We start from the raw sequence: 18873 nt of genomic DNA, 5'->3' as shown, positions 1-18873 counted from the left end.
TAAAACTTAAAGTGGTTTAAAAGCCCTTTCTCAGATGGCTAAGGCACACAAGATATTTAAATGCTCTGCTGTGTTCCCACCCTGAAGCGTTGTCTAAATACCCCATTGCATAGGTCTAAGAAAAGGCAGACCGGATTATCTTATATGTTTGCTTACATTTTGATAAAATGACAAAAAGGTTTAAGGGTGCTGATGGAGAGATTGACGACTTGGATACTTGTGGTGATGGTTCTAGGCTTTTTGGCGGGTTGCACGGGCAATCGAGAGCAATTGCAGCGCTTCAACCAAATTTATTACAACGGCGCGCAGTTTAAAGAGGCCTACGCCTTTTCCAAAAAAATGGCACACAAAGACCACAGCAATGCCTTATTGTGGGACTTGCAACAGGGCATGAGCGCTTTAATGGCCGATCAATACCCGCAATCCATTAGAGCTTTAGACCTTGCTGAGTTGCGCTACGACCACCACCATAACCTCTTTAGCCGCTCTTTAGGCACTGTGGGGGCGGTGCTGGTGAACGACAATGTCAGGGCGTATACGGGTAATGTCTACGAGGGGGTGCTTCTTAACTACTACAAGGCGATAGACTACCTTTTAATGGGCGATCCTAAAGACGCACGGGTAGAGTTTAACCGCGCCAACGACCGCCAAAGACGGGCCAAAGAGTTTTACAATAAAGAGATCCGCAAGGCGGTTGAGAAAATGCAACAACAAGGCTCTAGACACCTAAGTGCCGAGCAATCCAACTCCCAAGTGCAAGAAATCCTAAGCAACGAATACTCCAACCTCAACGACTTCTATGCCTACAATGATTTGATCAACCCTGTGGTGTCCTATCTCTCTGGGCTGTTTTTCGTGGAGAACAACGACCTAGACAAGGGGCTAGACTACCTCAAAGAAGCCTATGGGATCAGCCACTCCACCACCATAGGCGAGGATTTATTGTTTTTCCAATACCCCTCTAGGCAAAGATTCACATGGATTTTTATAGAAGATGGCGAGCAGGCGACCAAAAAGGAGTTTAAAATCAATGTCCCCATACCCTTGCCTGATGGGATTTACGATGCGAGCCTAGCCCTCCCGCAGCTTAAAGATGGCGTAGACTTTAGAAGCGCGTTTAGCGTGCAAGTGGGCCAAAGACACAAAAAATTTGAAAACTTGCTGCTCTTAGATGCGCTCATCGCTAGCGAGTTTAAAAAGCAACTGCCCTACATCCTCACCCGTGCGCTCACCTCCACCGCCCTTAAAGTGGGGCTTGAAGCCGTGTCTAACCAATATTTGGGCGTGCTAGGCGGGTTGTTTTCCTCCATTTATGCGGCCGCCAGCACCTCTGCTGACATCCGCTCCCCCGCCCTCTTCCCCCATAAGTTTTATATCCTGCGCTTAAAAAACAGCACCAAAAAGCCCGTCCACATCCTAGCCGATGGACAGGAAATCTTTAACTTTAAGTTTGTGTCCTGCCAAGTAAGCATCCCCCCGCCCGAGTCTAAAGACTTTTGTGCCGGCCAAGACCACCTCTTATATATCCGTAGCTTTGAAGCTTCGGGGCGGGTGTGGAAGTTGTGGTAAATTGTCTATCTTGTGTTACAATGGACCTTTTGATGAAGGAGTTTTGCATGGTCTTTAAAAAATCTTGGATTGTGGCGTTTAGCTTACCTCTTTGTTTACAAGCCGTGCCTCATTGGTATGAAACCACCCCAAACAAACCGCAATTTTTCTATGGCAGCGGGGCAGGCAGCGACAAAGAGAGCGCCAAAGAAAAGGCGCTAAACGATTTAGCCAGCAACATCTCGGTGCATGTGTCCTCGCTGACCACCAGCACCACCACTAGAAACAACAGCAGGCTCGACAAAAAAGCCAGCCAACAGATTAAATTAGTGGTTGATTCGCTTAAATTGGTGCATGTAGACACCGACAAACAAGAGTGTCATAGGGACAAGTGCTACACCCGTGTGCGCATGGATAAAAACATGTTCTTAAATCTGCTCTCCAAGCGCTACGCCGACCTTTACAACACCCTAAGCCCCTTTAAGCCCGCCCAGGGCTGTGAGGGGATTTTTATCAAGGAAAAGCAGCAAATCCAAAGCCTCTTGGATAAAATGACCCCCATGCAAGAGATTTTAAGCGCCTATGGACGCGCCTCAGCCCCCTTAACCTCGTATCAAGAACTCATCAAGGCCAACAGCCCCAAACCTAGGGCCAACATCACCTTTGCCAATGGGGCAGATGCTGAAATCGCCGATGCGCTCACGGGGCAGTATGCCCGCTTTGTCAACCAAACCACCGCCCCGGGCTTTTACACCATCGACAATAGGATTTTCACCAGCCAGGGCGGGGGGCTCTTTCACATCGGGCTAGACATCAACATTAAAAACTGCCAAGGGGACATCATTTACTCCAAACACCTAAATGCCGACCAGCACAGCCGCGGGGATGCGATCGAGCGCATCAAAGCCCAAACCTTCAAACAAATGCGCAATTACCAAAACGGCGTGGGTGCGGGCACCGCCGATGTCAACTCTGACAACATGGACTTTTAGGGGGGGTCTTTCCAACTGGTCCTTTGCATTTTGAGCGTCTGCAAATAGCGGGCGTGGTTTTTAGACAGCAGGTTGCGGGCGTTTTCCTCGTGGTGCAAGTGGTAGGCGAGGGCAGAACTTCAGAGGCTTTAATGTGCCGTGGTTAAAGAGAAAACGGGCGACAAATTCGCTATCCTCCCGCCCCCAACCTACAAAGTTTTCATTAAAGCCTGCAATGTCTAAACAATCTTGCTTGCTAAAACCCATGTTGCAACTACGCACGCCCGGCACAATGGTGCGCGTGTTAAAAATTTTCTTTGTAACTTTGCGGTGCTTGTAGATGAGTTTGGCTAGGCTTAAAATGCGGCGGTTTTTCAAGGATTTTTTAGCGTAGGCCAGCGAAAAATCCCGGCACTCTAAAATTCTTTGGCTTTCTTTAGGGTTTAAGAGGATTCGCCCCCCTTGCGCTAAAACTTTAGGGCGGGCAAAGTGCATGTGGTCGTAGACAAACATGGGGGATAAAATCATGTCTGTGTCTATGACAATGATGTATTCACCCATGGCTTCTTCAATGGCGTTGTTACGATTTTTAGCGGCCCTAAAACCTAAATCCTCCTGCCAAACATGCCTTAAGGGCAAGTTTTTTTGAGCAAATAGGGGCTGGTAGCGCGCCATGAGGGCTTGAGTCCCTCTCCCCCCGTCATCGGCGATCAGCACTTCACTAGGCAAACAAGCGAGATTGAGCACCGAATCTAACACCATTTTTAAATGTTGCTCTTGGTTGTAAGTGGTGATGATGAGGGACACACTTTTAAAGTGGGTGTTTCTAAACGTACAAGCATGGCTCTTCATGTTCACTTTTTCGCCAATTATAAGGGAATTAAAGCTATAATTATAGCTAATTTTGTTGTAAAAAGGTTTCTTATGAATAAAGAGTTAGAGTCTCTAGGCAGCCACAGCGAGTCCAAAGAGTTTCAAGACTACATGCAAGAGTATATGCAAACTGAAGAGGTGGAACAAAAAGGTGTGCTTAGAGAGGGTGTGATCGTTTCTATCAACGAGCAAGAAGACTATGCAATGGTGAGCGTGGGGGGCAAGACAGAAGGGCGTTTGCCCTTAAGCGAAATTAGGGACACGCAAGGTGGGTTGCTCTTTGGGGTGAACGATACGATTCAGGTCTATGTGTCCCAAAAGGGGGAGCGCCCTAGCGTGTCTTATAAACGGGCGTTAGCCTTTGTCAAAAACCAAGAAAAAATCCAAGCTTTAGGGGAGGATTTTAAAGATAAAGTCGTAGAGGGGAGGATCGCTAGAGAAAATAAAGGCGGCTATATTGTTGCAGACAATCAAGGCGTGGAGTATTTCCTCTCTAAGGCGCAGTCGTCCTTAAAAAGGGATGCCAAGCACATCGGCAAGCATATTAAAGCCTGTATCACGGCGATCGACCCTGAAAACGCTTCGATTGCGATCTCACGCAAGCGCTTCTTTGATGTTTACAGCAAATACCAAAACGAGCAATCCCAAAAACTTGTCGAATCGGGGGCAATCTACACAGGTGTGGTTAAAAGTGTAACAAGCTTTGGCGTGTTTGTGGAAGTGGAGGGCGTAGAAGGCTTGGTGCACTACACTGAGATCACGCATAGAGGCTCAACCAACCCCGCCAAACATTTTAAAGAGGGCGATGTGGTGCAGGTGAAAGCCTTGTCTTACGATGAAAAGAAAAAACGCCTGCTTCTCTCCATTAAAGCCACCATGGAAGACCCTTGGGAGGAAATCCAAACCAAATTAAAAGTCGGTTACGCCATTAAGGTTGTGGTGAGCAACATTGAAAACTACGGCGTGTTTGTAGACATCGGCAACGACATTGAGGGCTTTTTGCATATCTCTGAAATCTCTTGGAACAAGGATGTCAAACACCCCAGCGACTATTTGGAACTCAACCAAGAGATCGATGTCAAAATCATAGAAATTGACAGCAAAAACCGCCGTTTGCGTGTGTCTTTAAAACAGCTCTCCGACAAGCCCTTTAATGAGTTCGTGTCTAAGCACCGCGTGGGCGATGTGATCGAGGGCAAAGTCACCACACTCACCGATTTTGGGGCGTTCATCAATTTGGGGGGCGTGGATGGCTTGCTCCACAATAAAGATGCGTTTTGGGAGAGCGATCAAAAATGCAAAGACCATTTTAAAGTCGGCGATGTGGTGAAAACCAAAATCCTTAAAATTGACAAAGACAATGAAAAAATCTCTTTGGAGATGAAATACGCCAAGCCCTCACCCACCGAAACTTTTAGCCAAAAACACCGTGTGGGCGACATTGTTGAGGGCAAGATCGTGGGGATGAAGGATTTTGGAATTTTTGTGAGTGTGGAGGGCATCGATGTTCTCATTAAGGCCGAGGATCTCTACCCCTTGAAAAAAGAAGAGCTCAAAATGGCGGATGTGGTGACAAGCGTGGTTGTGGCGATTGAAAAAGGCAATAACCGCGTTCGGGCGAGTGTGCGCCGCCTAGAGCGCAAGAGGGAGCAAGATCGACTCCACGCCTTCAATGCGGGTGACACCAAAATGACGCTAGGGGACAAACTCAGCGGGAAGTTCTAACTTGATCGATGAAGATCGCCAAGTTTCGTGCGTTTGTGCTGTGGTTTGTGGTGGCGGTGGCTCTATGTGTGGCGGGGTTTTTGGGCTATAAAATGTACCGCTCCAAGCACCATAAAACCCACGAAGCCTACGAGGAACACAGCATCCACACCCCTAAAGAGAGCACACATGTAAAGGCACATCCCAAGCAAGAACAAGAGCTAAAGGGGGTGTTTATCCAATCCTTGCACGAAACCCAACCCTCCGAAATCGAGCAAGAGGCTCCCCCCTACCTTTACCCATCCTTGCAAAAAAAGGTCGGCATTGAGTTTTTTGACAGCACCCCAACTCGCAAAATTTTGGTGAAAAACCTAGACAGCTATAAGCTCTTTTGTTTGCGTGAGATTTTAAAGACCGAACACATTGACTTTGCCCTAGATAAAAAGAAAACGGGGACGACTTTGATCATCTATTTGCCCCACGCCACACAGCAATTTTTAGAAGATTTGAAGTACTACCAAATCCCCTATAAACTTGACTAAAGGACAAACCATGCCAAAAATTGCCATTTGCGACCCCATCCACGAGGGGGGGGTAAGTCTTTTGCACGAACAAGCGGATTTAGAAGTTCTAGACTTTTCTACCCTTGATAAAAGTGCCCTACCCGAGACGATCAAAGAAGTGGACGCGCTCATCACCCGCAGCATGACCGCTATAAACGCCAATTTGTTGGCCCACGCTACGAAGTTAAAGGCCATTGTGCGCGCGGGCGTGGGCGTAGACAATGTGGACATTGATCTGTGCTCACAAAAAGGCGTTGTGGTGATGAATGTGCCCACCGCCAACACCATTGCCGCCGTGGAGCTCACCATGGCCCATATGTTAAACGCCGTGCGCCGTTTTCCCGGGGCGAACACGCAGCTTAAACACGACCGCCTATGGAAGCGGGAGGATTGGTATGGCACGGAGCTTTATGGCAAGAAACTGGGCATCATCGGCTTTGGCAACATCGGCTCAAGGGTGGGCGTGCGCGCACTTGCCTTTGGCATGGAAGTTCTCACCTACGACCCCTACATCCCCAAATCCAAAGCTACAGATTTAGGCGTGCTCTACACGAAGGATTTTAAAGACATCCTCGCTTGCGACATCATCACCATCCACACCCCAAAGAATAAAGAAACGATCAACATCATCGACAAGGAGCAAATTGCCCAAATGAAAGAGGGCGTGATCCTCATTAATTGCGCTAGAGGGGGGCTTTACAATGAAGAGGCGTTGTATGAGGGCTTGCAGTCTAAAAAAGTACGCTGGCTAGGAATCGATGTCTTCAGTAAAGAGCCGGGCATCAATAATCCCCTTTTAGGACTAGAAAATGTCTATGTGACGCCACACATCGGGGCAAACACCTATGAATCGCAGGAGCAAATCGCTAAAGAAGCTGCCCAAGCAGTGATCCAAGCCCTAAGAGGGAGTAGCTACCCCAACGCCCTAAACATCCCCATCCAAGAAAACATCGCCCCCTATGCCAAACCCTACTTACAGCTTGCCCAAAAGCTCGGCTTCTTTTGCGCCCAGGTGCATAAGGGAGCGTGGAGTGCCCTAGAGCTCACCCTAGCCGGCGCGATTTGTGAGTATGGCAATTCCTTACTCACCTTTGCACTTATGGGGCTGTTAAAACCTAGTTTGGGCGATAAAATCAACTATGTCAACGCCCCCCATGTCGCCAGTGAGCGCAACATCCATTTAAGCACCAAGACCCTAGAAGACGCAACCCCCTATACAAATCTCATCACCTTACAATTAAGTGCCCCAGGTTATGGCACCTACATCAGCGCAACCGCCTTTAGTGAGGACATTTTAAAAATCACCAACATAGACGGCTTTGAAATGGATATTCAGCCACAAGGCACCATGATTTTGTTTAAAAACACCGATAAACCCGGCGTGATCGGCAATGTAGGGCAGACTTTAGCCAAGCACAACATCAACATTGCCGACTTTAGGCTCGGGCGCAACGCAAAAGCCGAGGCTCTAGCCGTCATTTTAGTGGACACGCCCATCAGCTCCACCATTTTACACGACCTGCAAGAAGTCCCCCACTGCCTAGGCGTGTCCGTGGTTTCTATTTAGTTGCAAAAACTCGTTGCTAAACTCAAAGAGCGGGGAGATTTGCGGGTGTTTGACACACCCCTAGACATTTGCCTAGAAATCCCCCACATCGCCTACATTGAAGCCAAAAAGCCTAAAGGCGGGCAAGCGTTGTTATTCACACAGCCCAAAAGGGGCAACACGCCTTTAGACATCCCCGTTTTCATGAATGTCTTTGGATCAATTGAGCGCCTAGAGTTTATCATCAACCGCTCCATTGAGGACTGCCAAGCGCAACTAGAAAGCCTATTAAATTTGCAAAAGCCCAAGAGCTTTAAAGACCTTGTCCATCTAGTTAAAGACCTTTGCAAGTTGCGTTTCAGCTTGCCTCAAATTTGCAAGAACCCCCCACAAAGACAGGTGTTTCAAGGCGATCAAGTAGATTTAAACAAATTGCCCATTCTCACCACTTGGGAGCACGACGCAGCCCCCTTCATCACGATGGGGCAGATTTACACCAAAAGCTTTGATGGCAAGCACCACAATTTAGGGCTTTACCGCTTGCAAGTGCAGGGCAAAAACCGCCTAGGTTTGCACTGGCAAATCCACAAGGACGCAAACCACTTCTTCCACGCTTACCAAAAGGCCGGGGCGAAAATGCCCGTGAGCGTGGCGATCGGCGGGGATGCCCTTTACACTTGGTGCGGACAAGCCCCCTTGCCCTATGGGGTGTTTGAGCTCGCCCTGTATGGCTTGATTAGGCGAAAGCGTGCCAAGCTCGCCCCCTGCTTGACAAATCCGCTAGCCGTGCCCATGGATGCGGACATTGTGCTTGAGGGGTGGGTGGGAGCAGAGCGTTTAGAAATGGAGGGGCCTTTTGGCGATCACACGGGTTTTTACACGCCTAAAGAGCCCTACCCCGTGTTAGAAGTGCAGGCGATGCACTTGAAAGACAATCCCATTTACTTAGCCAGCGTGGTGGGTAAGCCCCCCCTAGAGGACAAATACATGGGTTACTTCACCGAAAGGCTGTTTTTACCCCTGCTTAAAAAAAGTGCGCATGGGTTACTGGATTATCACATGCCCGAAAATGGGGTGTTTCATAATCTAATCCTCGCCCAAATCGCGCCCAGCTACCCCGGACACGCCCACCAAATCATGCACCACTTTTGGGGCACGGGGCAAATGAGCTTTGTCAAGCATGCCATCTTTGTTGGCAAGAATGCGCCCAAACTCACCGATTACCCCGCCCTTTTTCGCCACATTTTAGACCACCTAGATTTAAGCCAAAGCCTATTTTCTCAAGGCGTGTGCGATGCCTTAGATCACGCCAGCCCCACCTACGCCTTTGGGGGCAAGTTGGGGCTAGTTGCCCTAGAGCCCACCCCACATCCTAAGACCCCCTTAAAAGACCTTGAGCTTTTAGCCCGCCTAAAAGAGCTCATGCCCCAAGTGCAGGATTTAAGGCAATACGGATTAGAGAGTAAAAACCCCATTGCCCTCGTGGGCGTGGCTAAAACCACCCCCCTAGTGCCCCTGTTTCACGGATTAGAGAGCTTAGCCCCTTTTGTGAGTGCCTTGATTTTTGTAGACAGCCACAAGAACGATTTAAACAACCCCTACATGCTCCTTTGGCGTGTCGTCAACAACATAGACGCACACCGCGACATTTGGCTAAACCCCCCCTTAATTTGCATAGACGCGACCGACAAGGGCGCGCTAGAAGGGCATATGAGAGAATGGCCTAAAGAAACAGATTGTTCTTTAAGCGTTTTAGAAAGCCTTGCTAAAAAGGGGCTCATCCCCCCTTTAAGCGACCCCTTGTATCACAAATACCACATTTACCACTCCCCAAAGGGCGCAAATGGAGCTTAAGAAACGCTTAGATCATCTCTTAGAGCGGATCGAAAAGGCACGCCTTGCTTACAGCCGCCACCACATTGTGCGTCTTGTGGCCGTGTCTAAATACGCCAGCCTAGAGCAGGTGCAAGGGCTTTATGCGTGCGGACAAAGAGCCTTTGGGGAGAATTACATACAAGAGTTTGGGCGCAAAGCCACAAGTTTGCAAGACTTGCCCCTAGAGTGGCACATGCTAGGGCACTTGCAACACAATAAAATCAACAAACTCCTAGAGCTAAAGCCCGCCCTGTTACATAGCCTGCACTCTTTGGAGTTGGCTAGGGCGATCAACACTAGGGCAAAAGAACCCCTAAATGCCTTGTTGCAAGTGAATATTGCAGGGGAAGTGCAAAAAAGTGGCGTGCCCCTAGAAAACGCTCTTGAAACCTACGCCCAAATTTGCCAAACATGCCCTAAAATCCATTTGCAAGGTTTAATGGCGATGGGACCTGTAAATGGCGATGAAGCCCAAATAGAGAAGGCTTTTAGCTTGGCTAGAAATTTGTTTGACAAACTCCCCAATGCCAAAACTCTATCCATGGGCATGAGCGGGGATTTTGAACTTGCCATCGCCTATGGGGCAAATTTGGTGCGTGTGGGGAGTGCCTTATTTAAAGACTAAAGGATATTTCATGTTAAGTTACGACTCGGCTCTTACAACCCTAGCCCACTACATTTTAGACGGCAAGATTCCCAAACACGCCACCCAAAGCGCAAGCCTAAGTTTAATCGACTCCATTGCCTGCGCTTTAATGGCGTTAAAAGACCCCGAATGCACGAAGTTATTAGGGCCTAGTGTCCCGGGGGCGGATTTTAGAAATCTTGGGGCCAAGGTGCTAGGCACGGCTTATCAGCTTGAGCCTGTAAGCGCGGCGTTTAATGTGTCTTGTATGGTGCGCTGGCTAGATTTTAACGACACTTGGCTGGCTAAAGAGTGGTGCCATCCTAGCGACAATTTGGGGGCGATTTGGGCGTTGGGCGATTATGTGAGTCGCTTGCGCCTTAGCAGACAAGAAAAGCCCTTAAAGGTTAGGGATATTTTGCACGCCATGGTGCAGGCCTATGAGATACAAGGGGTGTTGGCGATGGACAATTCCTTTTACGATGAAGGCTTGGACCACACGCTTTTAGTGCGTTTAGCCAGCGCGGGCGTGGGGGCAAAACTGCTAGGCGGGGGCAAAGAAGAGATTTTAAGCGCGCTCTCGCATGCCTTTGTGGATGGGGGGGTGCTTCGGGTGTTTCGCCACGCCCCCTTTAGCGCCACTAGGCAAGCGTGGGCGGGGGCGGATGCCACAAGTCGGGGGGCGCAACTTGCGCTAAGAGCCATGAGCGGGGAAATGGGCTGCGTGAAGGCTTTGAGCGCGCCTAAGTGGGGCTTTGAGGCGGTGTGTATGCCCCACACCAAAGACGGATTAGTGCTGAATAACTTAGGCGCGCATGTCATTGAAAATGTTTTGTATAAAATCTCTTACCCTGCCCTCTTTCCCATCCAAACCGCTGTGGAGTGTGCCCTCATTTTGCATAAACAAATTGCCCCCCGCTTGGAGGAAATCTCTAAAATTGTCCTCACTACCCAAGAGGGCGTGGAGAAAATCATGGCAGGCGGAGGGCAGGCTTACAGCCGTAAAGACCGCGAGTATAGCCTTGCCTACCCCATTGCCTACGCCTTGCTTAGGGGGCATTTAAAGGCGGATTCTTACAGCGACACGAACGCCAAGAACCCCTTTTTACAACAGCTCATGGACTTAGTAGAAGTGCAAATAAGCCCCACTTACACCAAAGAAGCCAAAGAACCCCATAAAAGGGCGATCCCCAACGCCTTGCAAGTCTTTTTTAAAGACGGCACAAGCACACAAAAAATTGAAGTGAAATACCCCCTAGGGCACCGCTTTAGACGCGAAGAGGGGCTCAAAGCCTTGATGCAAAAATGCCAAAGTGCTCTCAAAGAAATCTATCCCCCAAAAAAGACAGCCCAAATTGAAGCCCTTTTGGGCGATCTAGAGAGTTTGGAGAACATGGACTTTAATGGTTTTTGTGATTTATTAGCCTTTGTGTAGGACAATGGACCATTTCCTTTACAAGGATGTCCATGAAAAAGGTAGCACGGATTTACAAAGCCCCTCCTAAGCATTGGATGGGTAATGGCTTTTATGTGGCCACCATGTTTTCTTACAAAGAAACCTACAAAAATGTTGACCCCTTTTTGCTCTTAGACTACAATGCCCCCTACACCTTTAAGCCGAGTGCAGAGTGTTTGGGCGTGGGCCCACACCCGCATCGGGGTTTTGAAACCATCACTTTGGTCTATCAAGGGGAGATGAAACACAGCGACTCGCATGGCGTGGAGAGGTTGGTGCCTTCGGGAGGTGTGCAGTGGATGACGGCTGGCTTTGGAGTCTTGCACCAAGAGTTGCTCTCCAAAAAATTTTGCCAACAAGGGGGGGTGTTTGAAATGGTGCAAATTTGGCTGAATTTACCCAAAGCCCATAAAATGACCCCGCCCAAGTACCAAGCCATCAATCCAGAGCAAATCCCCGTAGCCCCTTTTAAAAAAAGCCAAGTGCGCGTGGTTGCAGGTGCGCTTAATGGGGTCGAGGGTGCGGCGCAAACCTTTAGCCCCGTCAATGTATGGGACATAGAGCTTAGGGGGTTTTTATCTTTGCCTATACCCCAAGAACACAATATTTTGATATTAGTGCGTGAGGGGCTGGTGTCCGTAGATCAGCAAGAGGCCAGCGCGCAACACCTCATCACTTTCCAAAAGGGTGGGCAGGGGGTGCACCTTGAGGCTTTAAAACCTTCCCAAGTGTTGGTGCTGACAGGCTTACCCCTAGATGAACCCATCGTGGGGCATGGCCCTTTTGTGATGCATAACAAAGCAGAGATCGAGCAGGCTCTAGAGGACTTTAACGCCGGCAAATTTGGCACACTTAAAGCAGGGCATGGAGACTAACAACAGCCCCTTAAAAGACGCGATTGTCGCCGAGTTGTGGGCGAAAATCCAAGCCGAACAAGACAAATTCCAAAAAGACATGGAGAGCAAAATTGAGAGTTTGGCGGCGCAGAATTTGGACTTAAACAGCGTCTTTAGGGTAGAAAGGCGTAATAGCGCACTGGCGTATAAATTAGTCGTCTTGCTAAGTTTCATTAGTTTGGCGTTGATTGTCGCCTTAATCATGCTCTTACCCCTAAAGAAAACCGAGCACCATTTTATAGACTTCGCCAACCAAGACAAGCACTACGCCATCATCCAAAAGGCAGACGGCAATTTGGCAAGCAATGAAGCCCTCGTGCGCTCTTTAGTGGGGCAGTATGTCCTAGATAGGGAGTCGATCAACCACATAGACGATCAAGAGCGTTATGAAGTGGTGCGCCTGCAAAGCAACCCACAGGTGTGGCAAGTCTTTGAAAGTTTAGTGGCCTCTAAAAACAGCATTTACACCGCCCAACAACTCACAAGGGACATCCACATCATCAACATCTCTTTACTCAAGCAGAGCAAAGAGCAGAACATCGCCCAAGTGCAGATCGTGGCAAAGCTCTTTAGGGCGGGCAGTCCCCTCACAGAAAAACGCTATAACATTGTGTTGAGCTTTTCTTTTAAGCCCCTGCCCGCCTTTGACACCGCCATGATGCCTAAGAACCCCACGGGCTTTGAAGTTACCCGTTACAGCGTGACTGAAATGCAAAATCTCAAGGCTCTAAAGCCCTAAGCCCCACTAGCTTTTAATGCCTCAGCTCGCCTTTGGCTACTTAAGACAGCTCTTGTTTGAGTAGCTGGTTGACGACTCCCGGATTGGCGTTTTTGAGTTTTTTGAGCACCTGTCCCACAAAGAAGCCAAAGAGTTTATCCTTCCCGCCTTTGTATGCGGCAACCTTGTCGGCGTTGTTCTCTAGCACCTCAGCAATGGCTTTTAAAATCGTGCTCTCATCGCCCACCTGCGCTAACCCTAGCTTATCTATTAAAGCATCTATGTCTTTGGGGCTTGCGCTTGTTTGTTTCATTAAAGCATCTAAAATCTCTTTACCTGCTTTGCCTGAAATGCGTTTGTTTTCAATGCGGAGCACCAAATGGGCGAGAGTGTCGGGTTTAATGGGGCAATCTTGCAAGGTTTGCTCGCCCTCTAAGCGCCCCAACAGCTCCACACACAGCCACGAGCAAGCCCCCTTCGCACTCGCTCCAAGCTCTAGCATTCTTTCAAAATAGGTCGCTAGCTCCAAACTCCCCACTAAAGTGCTTGCCTCTTCGGCTTTTAAGCCCAAACTCTCTATGTAACGCGCCTTTTTAGCCTCGGGCAGTTCTTTAATTTTGCGTCCTTCTTGTAGTAGGCTTTCTGGGATATATACGGGGCGCAAGTCGGGGTCGGGAAAATAGCGGTAATCGGCGGACTCTTCTTTGTTGCGCATAGACTGCGTGATCCCCTTAGCGGTGTCAAACAAGCGGGTTTCTTGCACGACTTCGTGCGCATAAGTCCCCCTTTCAAACGCCTCAATTTGGCGCTCCACTTCATACTCAATCGCCTTTTGGATAAACTTAAAGCTGTTTAAATTTTTAATCTCCACTCTTGTGAGTAACTTACTTTCCCCTTTAGGGCGGATAGACACATTGGCATCGCACCTAAAATTGCCCTCTTGCATGTTGCCATCGCAAATGTCTAAAAAGCACACAATGGCGTGCAGCTTTTTTAAATAGCTGATCGCCTGCTCGCTGTTGCGCATGTCCGGACAACTCACAATCTCTAAAAGGGGGGTGCCCGCTCTATTTAAATCCACTTGAGAGTGGTGGCTGGCGTGTATGTTCTTGCCTGCGTCCTCTTCTAAGTGTGCCCGCTCGATATGGATGCGTTTGAGCCCCTCTGGGGTTTCTATGTCTAAATACCCATTGGCGACAATGGGGCGATCGAATTGTGAGATTTGATAAGCTTTAGGCAAGTCGGGGTAAAAGTAATTCTTGCGGGCAAAGACGCTCTCTTGCGTGATGGTGGCGTTGATCGCCGTGCCAAAGGCGATCGCCTTTTTCACCGCCTCCACATTTAACACGGGCAAAGCCCCGGGCAGTCCTAAACACACGGGGCAGGTGTTGCTATTGGGCGTGTCCTTAAAACTGGTGGGGCAGGCACAAAAAATCTTGGTTTTCGTGTTGAGTTGGGCGTGCACTTCTAGCCCGATAATGGTTTCAAACATGGCAATCCTTGTTAATGGCATAAAGGCGCATTTTACCATGCAAAAATGACAAATCATGGCATAATAAGGGCTTATGTCAATGTTAGAGCCTAAAGAAGCTGTTGTTTTGTTGAATATGGGTGGCCCGAACAACCTTTACGAAGTGGAAGTGTTTTTAACAAACATGTTCAATGACCCCTATATTTTGGCGATTAAAAGCCCTTTTTGGCGCAAACTGCTCGCCTCTTTTATTGTCAAAATGCGTCAAGAAAAGTCCAAAGCTATTTATGAAAAAATCGGGCAAAAATCCCCCATAAACGAACTGAGTGCCAAACTCACACAACGCCTAAACACCCTTGATGCCACCCACCACTACACCTATGCCATGCGCTACACCCCCCCTTTTGCGCCCATGGTCTTTGCTGAGTTGCAAAAACAAGGCTTTGACTCGTGCTTGCTTTTTTCTATGTACCCGCAATACTCCACGACCACCACAAAGTCCTCCCTAGAAGACGCATTAAATGCCCTAAAAACCCTAAACTTCGCTCCCACTCTAAGCTGCATTGATCGCTTTTACACCCACCCCCTATAACCAAGCCGTGGTCCAAAGCATCACAGACACCATAAAAGGGCATGATGCAAAAGAGTTTGTGCTGATTTTTAGCGTGCATGGCTTGCCTGAAAGCGTCATAAAACAAGGCGACCCTTACCAAGCCGAATGTTTGCACCATGTAAGCCTGTTAAAACAACAACTCTTGCCCCTGCACTTTAAAAAAATCACCTTGAGCTACCAATCTAAAGTGGGGCCCATGAAATGGCTAGAGCCTAGCACTCAGCAAGCCATAGAAGCGCACCGCAAGGATAAAATCCTCATTTACCCCCTAGCTTTTAGCATTGACAATTCAGAAACCATTTACGAGTTGCAAATGCAATACCGCCTAGAAGCCATGCGCCTTGCTGTGCCTGAGTTTCTAGTCTGTCCGTGTTTAAATGACAACCTAAACTTCGCACAGGCGATTTTGGATTTGGTCCATAACGCCCCTAGAAAGCCTCTAGGCCCATGATTTATCTAAAAAAAGTTACAATGCCCCATTTTCTTAAAAAGGTTTTTTATGCGCCCGTTTTTTTTGCTCCCCCTGTTAGCTCTCTTTTGTCATTGCGCCCTCGCCGATGATAAGGTGGATGAGAGCATGCTAAGTTCAGGGGCCACTTCTCCTCAAAGCACTTTTAAAGAGAGCAACAACTTTGACAAACAAAGCTATGCCGGTCTAGAAGACATTTTCCAAGACACACAGGACATCCGCACTAAGGGCAAATACATGCTGCTTGTCTTTGGCAAAAATGGCTGTTCGTATTGCGAAATGTTAAAGCAAGACTTGAAGCACTACGCCAATCTGCGTGGCTACATTAAAGAGCATTTTAGCGCCTACTACATCAACATCAGCTACTCTAAAATGCACCATTTTGTCATCGGCCCTGCCGAAAAACCCAAAGAAACCATGCTAAGCACACAGGATCTCTCTTCCATTTACGATGTCAACTCCACGCCTACGCTCGTGCTGGCTGACCCGACAGGCAAGACCATTTATGAGTTGCCCGGCTACATGCCCCACGTGCAACTCTTGGCGGTGTTGGAGTTTGTCGGTAAGGGACTGTATAAGGACTTGAACGACAAGCAATTCATTGAGAAACTCAGGGCGTATATCCTTAAGAAAACACAAGAAGCTCGACATGCAAGTTAAAAAGATTTTTGGATTTTTCTTTGGCTCTTTTTGGGTGGCGATCCCGCTGTTGGTGGTTTACGCCACCGCCTGCGCTCTAGCGACTTTCATTGAAAACGACTATGGCACGCCGGCAAGCCGCGCGATTGTCTATGACACTTGGTGGTTTAGTGCGTTGCATGTGTATTTGCTCTTGGTGATTGTCGGCACTTTCATCACTTCTAAGGCGTGGCAAAGAAAACGCTACGCCAGTCTATTTTTCCACAGCTCTTTGGTGTTCATCATTTTGGGGGCGGGGGTTACCAGATTCTTTGGCTTTGAAGCGACCATGCACCTACGCACCAACCAAACGAGCGACAAAATCACCACCACCGACAGCTATTTAAATTTAACCCTCAGTAAGGATAATGCCAAACCCTTGCACTTCTCTTTAAAAACCACGCTTTCGCCCTTTTCGCGGTATTTACCCACCGCTGAGGTGATGGCCTATGGCAAGCCCTTACGCCTTGAGCCCATCAGCGTGCATAAAATGTCGCCTGAAAAAAGGGACAACAAGGCGTTGTTAGAGATCAAACTCAGTTATGGGGAGGCAAGCCACACCCTGTATATTTTGGGCGGACATGGCGTGGTGAGCCAAGATGAAACAACCACTTTAGATGGCATGCACATCGCGCTCAACTGGGGTGTTACTGAGCGCATTTTGCCCTTTAAACTGCATTTAAAGCGTTTTGAGTTGGAGCGCTACCCCGGTTCTATGAGTCCGTCTTCCTACGCCTCCCAAGTGGAAGTGTTAAATGCCAAGGGGCAAGTTGTCATGCCCTTTAAAATTTTTATGAACCATGTCCTAGATTATGGGGGGTATCGCTTTTTCCAATCCTCCTATGACACAGACGAGCAGGGCACGATTTTATCGGTCAATCGCGATCCGGGCAAGAATTTAACTTACTTTGGCTACGGCTTGCTCATGTCTGGGGCGTTGTTCCTGCTCTTTAGCCGACAAGGGCGCTTCCAGCGGCTTTCACGTTTTTTAAAAGCCCAGCACATTGTGTTGTTTTTATGTGTCTTGTCTTTAGGCACACTCGCGCACGCCAAAGAGGGCAAAATCGACATGCACGGGGGCAAAAGCACCCCCATCGCCCCCCCCATTGACAAAATGGCAAAGATTCAGCCCACGACCGCCCAAATGCATGCCAAAATCTTGCAACGTTTTAAAGATTTAAGGGCACACGCAAAAGGGCAGCTCACCCCGCTTGCCCGCCTACAAGTGCAGGGCTTTGAAGGGCGCATTAAACCCCTAGACACTTTGAGCATGGAGTTGATTCACAAAATCACCAAAGAAGATGGCTTTAAGGGCATGGACAATTTGCAGATGATGCTAGGCATGATGCTCTATCCCGATGATTACAAAAGCATTAAAATGATCTACACCTCCACGCCCAAACTTAGGGCACTCCTAGGCACACCGCTTAAAGATAAACGGGTGGCTTTTTTAGACCTTTTTGGGCCGCATGGCTACAAACTCCAAAACTTCGTGGAAGAAGTCAACCAAAAAGCCCCCAAAGACAGGGACGAATTTGACAAGGACATTTTAAAGCTGGATGAGCGGGTGAATCTTGTTTATTTGATTTTCAGCGGGAACATTTTAAAGATTTTTCCCGATCAAAGCGGCAATACATGGCTAAGCCCCGCCGATGCCGTGAAGAATGCCAACATTAAAATCTCCACAGAAGCCACACATTTTTTAAGGGATTTATTCAAGGGCTTTGATTTGGGCGTGGATCAAAACCAATGGGCGGGCGTGCATAAAACCCTAAACGACTTGCTCGCCTACCAACGGGCACACAGCAAACTCGCCCTAAGCCCGGGGCGTGTGGATTCTGAGATTCTCTTAAATCACAGCAATTTTTTCAACACGCTCATGTTCCCCTATTTGCTTTTAGGCGTGGTGCTTTTAGGCGTGGTGCTGGTGGCGATCTTTAAAAATAGAGCGGTGCCTAAATGGCTGCACTTGAGCTTTTATGGCCTCTTGTCGCTTTGTTGGTTGGCGCATAGCGTGGGGCTAGCCTTGCGCTGGTATGTGAGCGGGCATGCCCCCTGGAGCAACGCTTACGAGTCCATGCTCTACATCTCTTGGGCGGCGATGCTCTCAGGGCTCATTTTACGCTCCAACTTGGCGTTGTGCGCCTCTAGCTTTTTAGCCGGCATTGCCTTGTTTGTGGCGCATTTGGGCTTTATGGACCCACAGATCAGCAATTTAGTCCCCGTGTTGAAATCCTATTGGCTCAACATCCATGTATCTATTATTACAGCAAGTTATGGCTTTTTGGGGCTATGCTTCATACTAGGGCTACTCACTCTGCTTTTATTCTTGCTAAGAAGCGAAAAACGCCCCCACATCGACTCGAGTATTTTAGCTCTCAGTGCGCTCAATGAAATGGGGATGATCATGGGGCTTTTATTGCTTGCGGTGGGTAACTTCCTTGGCGGGGTGTGGGCGAATGAGTCTTGGGGGCGTTACTGGGGCTGGGATCCTAAAGAGACATGGGCTCTGATCTCCATTGCTGTGTATGCGATCATTTTGCACTTGCGCTTTTTGCGCTTTGAGTTCATGCCCTATGTGTTTGCGAGTGCCAGCGTGATCGGCTTTTACTCCATTTTAATGACCTATTTTGGGGTAAATTACTATTTATCGGGCATGCATAGTTACGCCGCGGGCGACCCCTTGCCCATCCCCACATTTCTTTACCCTCTAGTGGCGAGCACTTTTGTTTTAGTCTTTGTGGCTGGCTTGAAGCGCAAATTGCCGATGGCAAAGGTTTAAAACCTTGACTTTTAGATTTTTTTACATTAGAATTTAGGCTTTTATTCCTCTTTTTTGTGTTTGGCTTCCCTAAAATGAGGCTTGT

General features: G+C 48.4%; 14 protein-coding genes, 1 other RNA gene and 1 pseudogene. 13 read left to right on the top strand and 3 right to left on the bottom strand.

Annotated features, from left to right (window positions below):
• Positions 1 to 24: 24 nt before the first annotated feature.
• Positions 25 to 122, bottom strand: an RNA gene (ffs, locus tag QUE23_RS02585) — signal recognition particle sRNA small type.
• Between the two features lie 70 nt (positions 123 to 192).
• On the opposite strand from ffs, the gene QUE23_RS02580 reads away from it, so the two are divergent.
• Positions 193 to 1569 carry a COG3014 family protein gene (locus QUE23_RS02580; RefSeq protein ID WP_286349103.1) on the top strand — a complete coding sequence of 459 codons (1377 nt, stop codon included), beginning with the start codon at positions 193 to 195 and terminating at the stop codon, positions 1567 to 1569.
• Between the two features lie 47 nt (positions 1570 to 1616).
• Positions 1617 to 2540, top strand: a complete 924-nt coding sequence (locus tag QUE23_RS02575; RefSeq protein WP_286349102.1) for an LPP20 family lipoprotein — start codon at positions 1617 to 1619, stop codon at positions 2538 to 2540.
• A gap of 60 nt (positions 2541 to 2600) precedes the next feature.
• On the opposite strand, the gene QUE23_RS02570 is transcribed toward QUE23_RS02575, so the two are convergent.
• Complete coding sequence (locus QUE23_RS02570) at positions 2601 to 3371, bottom strand: glycosyltransferase (protein WP_286349101.1); 771 nt, start codon at positions 3369 to 3371, stop codon at positions 2601 to 2603.
• A 72-nt stretch (positions 3372 to 3443) separates the two neighbouring features.
• Between QUE23_RS02570 and QUE23_RS02565 the strand changes: the two genes are divergently transcribed.
• From QUE23_RS02565 to QUE23_RS02530, 8 genes are read left to right on the top strand one after another with little or no spacing between them, the layout of a single operon-like run.
• Positions 3444 to 5117, top strand: coding sequence for a 30S ribosomal protein S1 (locus QUE23_RS02565; RefSeq protein WP_434801996.1), 1674 nt, complete (start codon positions 3444 to 3446; stop codon positions 5115 to 5117).
• Positions 5118 to 5125: 8 nt separating this feature from the next.
• Entirely contained in the window at positions 5126 to 5638 is a 513-nt protein-coding gene (locus QUE23_RS02560; protein ID WP_286349100.1) for a hypothetical protein, read from the top strand.
• 10 nt (positions 5639 to 5648) lie between these two features.
• Positions 5649 to 7226, top strand: a complete 1578-nt coding sequence (gene serA, locus QUE23_RS02555; RefSeq protein WP_286349099.1) for a phosphoglycerate dehydrogenase — start codon at positions 5649 to 5651, stop codon at positions 7224 to 7226.
• Entirely contained in the window at positions 7227 to 9059 is a 1833-nt protein-coding gene (locus QUE23_RS02550; RefSeq protein WP_286349098.1) for a menaquinone biosynthesis decarboxylase, read from the top strand.
• Positions 9049 to 9705 (top strand): YggS family pyridoxal phosphate-dependent enzyme, encoded by a 657-nt coding sequence (locus QUE23_RS02545; RefSeq protein WP_286349097.1) that lies wholly within the window; start codon positions 9049 to 9051, stop codon positions 9703 to 9705. Before QUE23_RS02550 ends, QUE23_RS02545 begins: the two co-directional genes overlap by 11 nt.
• 10 nt (positions 9706 to 9715) lie before the next feature.
• Positions 9716 to 11140 (top strand): 2-methylcitrate dehydratase, encoded by a 1425-nt coding sequence (gene prpD / locus QUE23_RS02540; protein ID WP_286349096.1) that lies wholly within the window; start codon positions 9716 to 9718, stop codon positions 11138 to 11140.
• A gap of 32 nt (positions 11141 to 11172) precedes the next feature.
• Positions 11173 to 12036, top strand: a complete 864-nt coding sequence (locus QUE23_RS02535) for a pirin family protein (RefSeq protein WP_286349095.1) — start codon at positions 11173 to 11175, stop codon at positions 12034 to 12036.
• Positions 12026 to 12796: a type IV secretion system protein gene (locus QUE23_RS02530; RefSeq protein WP_286349094.1), complete on the top strand. Its 771-nt coding sequence runs from the start codon at positions 12026 to 12028 to the stop codon at positions 12794 to 12796. The genes QUE23_RS02535 and QUE23_RS02530 overlap by 11 nt, the downstream gene beginning before the upstream one ends.
• A gap of 40 nt (positions 12797 to 12836) precedes the next feature.
• On the opposite strand, the gene gatB is transcribed toward QUE23_RS02530, so the two are convergent.
• Positions 12837 to 14267, bottom strand: a complete 1431-nt coding sequence (gene gatB, locus QUE23_RS02525; protein WP_286349093.1) for an Asp-tRNA(Asn)/Glu-tRNA(Gln) amidotransferase subunit GatB — start codon at positions 14265 to 14267, stop codon at positions 12837 to 12839.
• A 73-nt stretch (positions 14268 to 14340) separates the two neighbouring features.
• Here gatB and hemH point away from each other — a divergent pair.
• The 3 genes and pseudogenes from hemH (at position 14341) to QUE23_RS02510 (ending at position 18788) form a co-directional block, all read left to right on the top strand.
• Positions 14341 to 15310, top strand: a pseudogene (hemH, locus tag QUE23_RS02520) (ferrochelatase).
• Between the two features lie 48 nt (positions 15311 to 15358).
• A complete protein-coding gene (locus QUE23_RS02515; RefSeq protein ID WP_286349092.1) occupies positions 15359 to 15988 on the top strand; it encodes a SoxW family protein in 630 nt (209 codons plus the stop codon).
• Positions 15978 to 18788 (top strand): cytochrome c biogenesis protein, encoded by a 2811-nt coding sequence (locus tag QUE23_RS02510; RefSeq protein WP_286349091.1) that lies wholly within the window; start codon positions 15978 to 15980, stop codon positions 18786 to 18788. The genes QUE23_RS02515 and QUE23_RS02510 overlap by 11 nt, the downstream gene beginning before the upstream one ends.
• The last annotated feature ends 85 nt before the right edge of the window (positions 18789 to 18873 follow it).

This window comes from Helicobacter felistomachi (genome assembly GCF_030296895.1).
In the GTDB taxonomy this organism is placed as follows: domain Bacteria; phylum Campylobacterota; class Campylobacteria; order Campylobacterales; family Helicobacteraceae; genus Helicobacter; species Helicobacter felistomachi.
Note: the sequence above shows the minus strand (reverse complement) of the source record. Positions and strands in the feature narration are given on the sequence as shown.

What these genes read in the sequence shown, in the direction of transcription:
- QUE23_RS02580 (WP_286349103.1), top strand. Translation starts at nt 193, where the DNA reads ATGGAGAGATTGACGACTTGGATACTTGTGGTGATGGTTCTAGGCTTT.
- QUE23_RS02575 (WP_286349102.1), top strand. Translation starts at nt 1,617, where the DNA reads ATGGTCTTTAAAAAATCTTGGATTGTGGCGTTTAGCTTACCTCTTTGT.
- QUE23_RS02570 (WP_286349101.1), bottom strand. Translation starts at nt 3,371, where the DNA reads ATGAAGAGCCATGCTTGTACGTTTAGAAACACCCACTTTAAAAGTGTG.
- QUE23_RS02565 (WP_434801996.1), top strand. Translation starts at nt 3,444, where the DNA reads ATGAATAAAGAGTTAGAGTCTCTAGGCAGCCACAGCGAGTCCAAAGAG.
- QUE23_RS02560 (WP_286349100.1), top strand. Translation starts at nt 5,126, where the DNA reads ATGAAGATCGCCAAGTTTCGTGCGTTTGTGCTGTGGTTTGTGGTGGCG.
- serA (WP_286349099.1), top strand. Translation starts at nt 5,649, where the DNA reads ATGCCAAAAATTGCCATTTGCGACCCCATCCACGAGGGGGGGGTAAGT.
- QUE23_RS02545 (WP_286349097.1), top strand. Translation starts at nt 9,049, where the DNA reads ATGGAGCTTAAGAAACGCTTAGATCATCTCTTAGAGCGGATCGAAAAG.
- prpD (WP_286349096.1), top strand. Translation starts at nt 9,716, where the DNA reads ATGTTAAGTTACGACTCGGCTCTTACAACCCTAGCCCACTACATTTTA.
- QUE23_RS02535 (WP_286349095.1), top strand. Translation starts at nt 11,173, where the DNA reads ATGAAAAAGGTAGCACGGATTTACAAAGCCCCTCCTAAGCATTGGATG.
- QUE23_RS02530 (WP_286349094.1), top strand. Translation starts at nt 12,026, where the DNA reads ATGGAGACTAACAACAGCCCCTTAAAAGACGCGATTGTCGCCGAGTTG.
- gatB (WP_286349093.1), bottom strand. Translation starts at nt 14,267, where the DNA reads ATGTTTGAAACCATTATCGGGCTAGAAGTGCACGCCCAACTCAACACG.
- QUE23_RS02515 (WP_286349092.1), top strand. Translation starts at nt 15,359, where the DNA reads ATGCGCCCGTTTTTTTTGCTCCCCCTGTTAGCTCTCTTTTGTCATTGC.
- QUE23_RS02510 (WP_286349091.1), top strand. Translation starts at nt 15,978, where the DNA reads ATGCAAGTTAAAAAGATTTTTGGATTTTTCTTTGGCTCTTTTTGGGTG.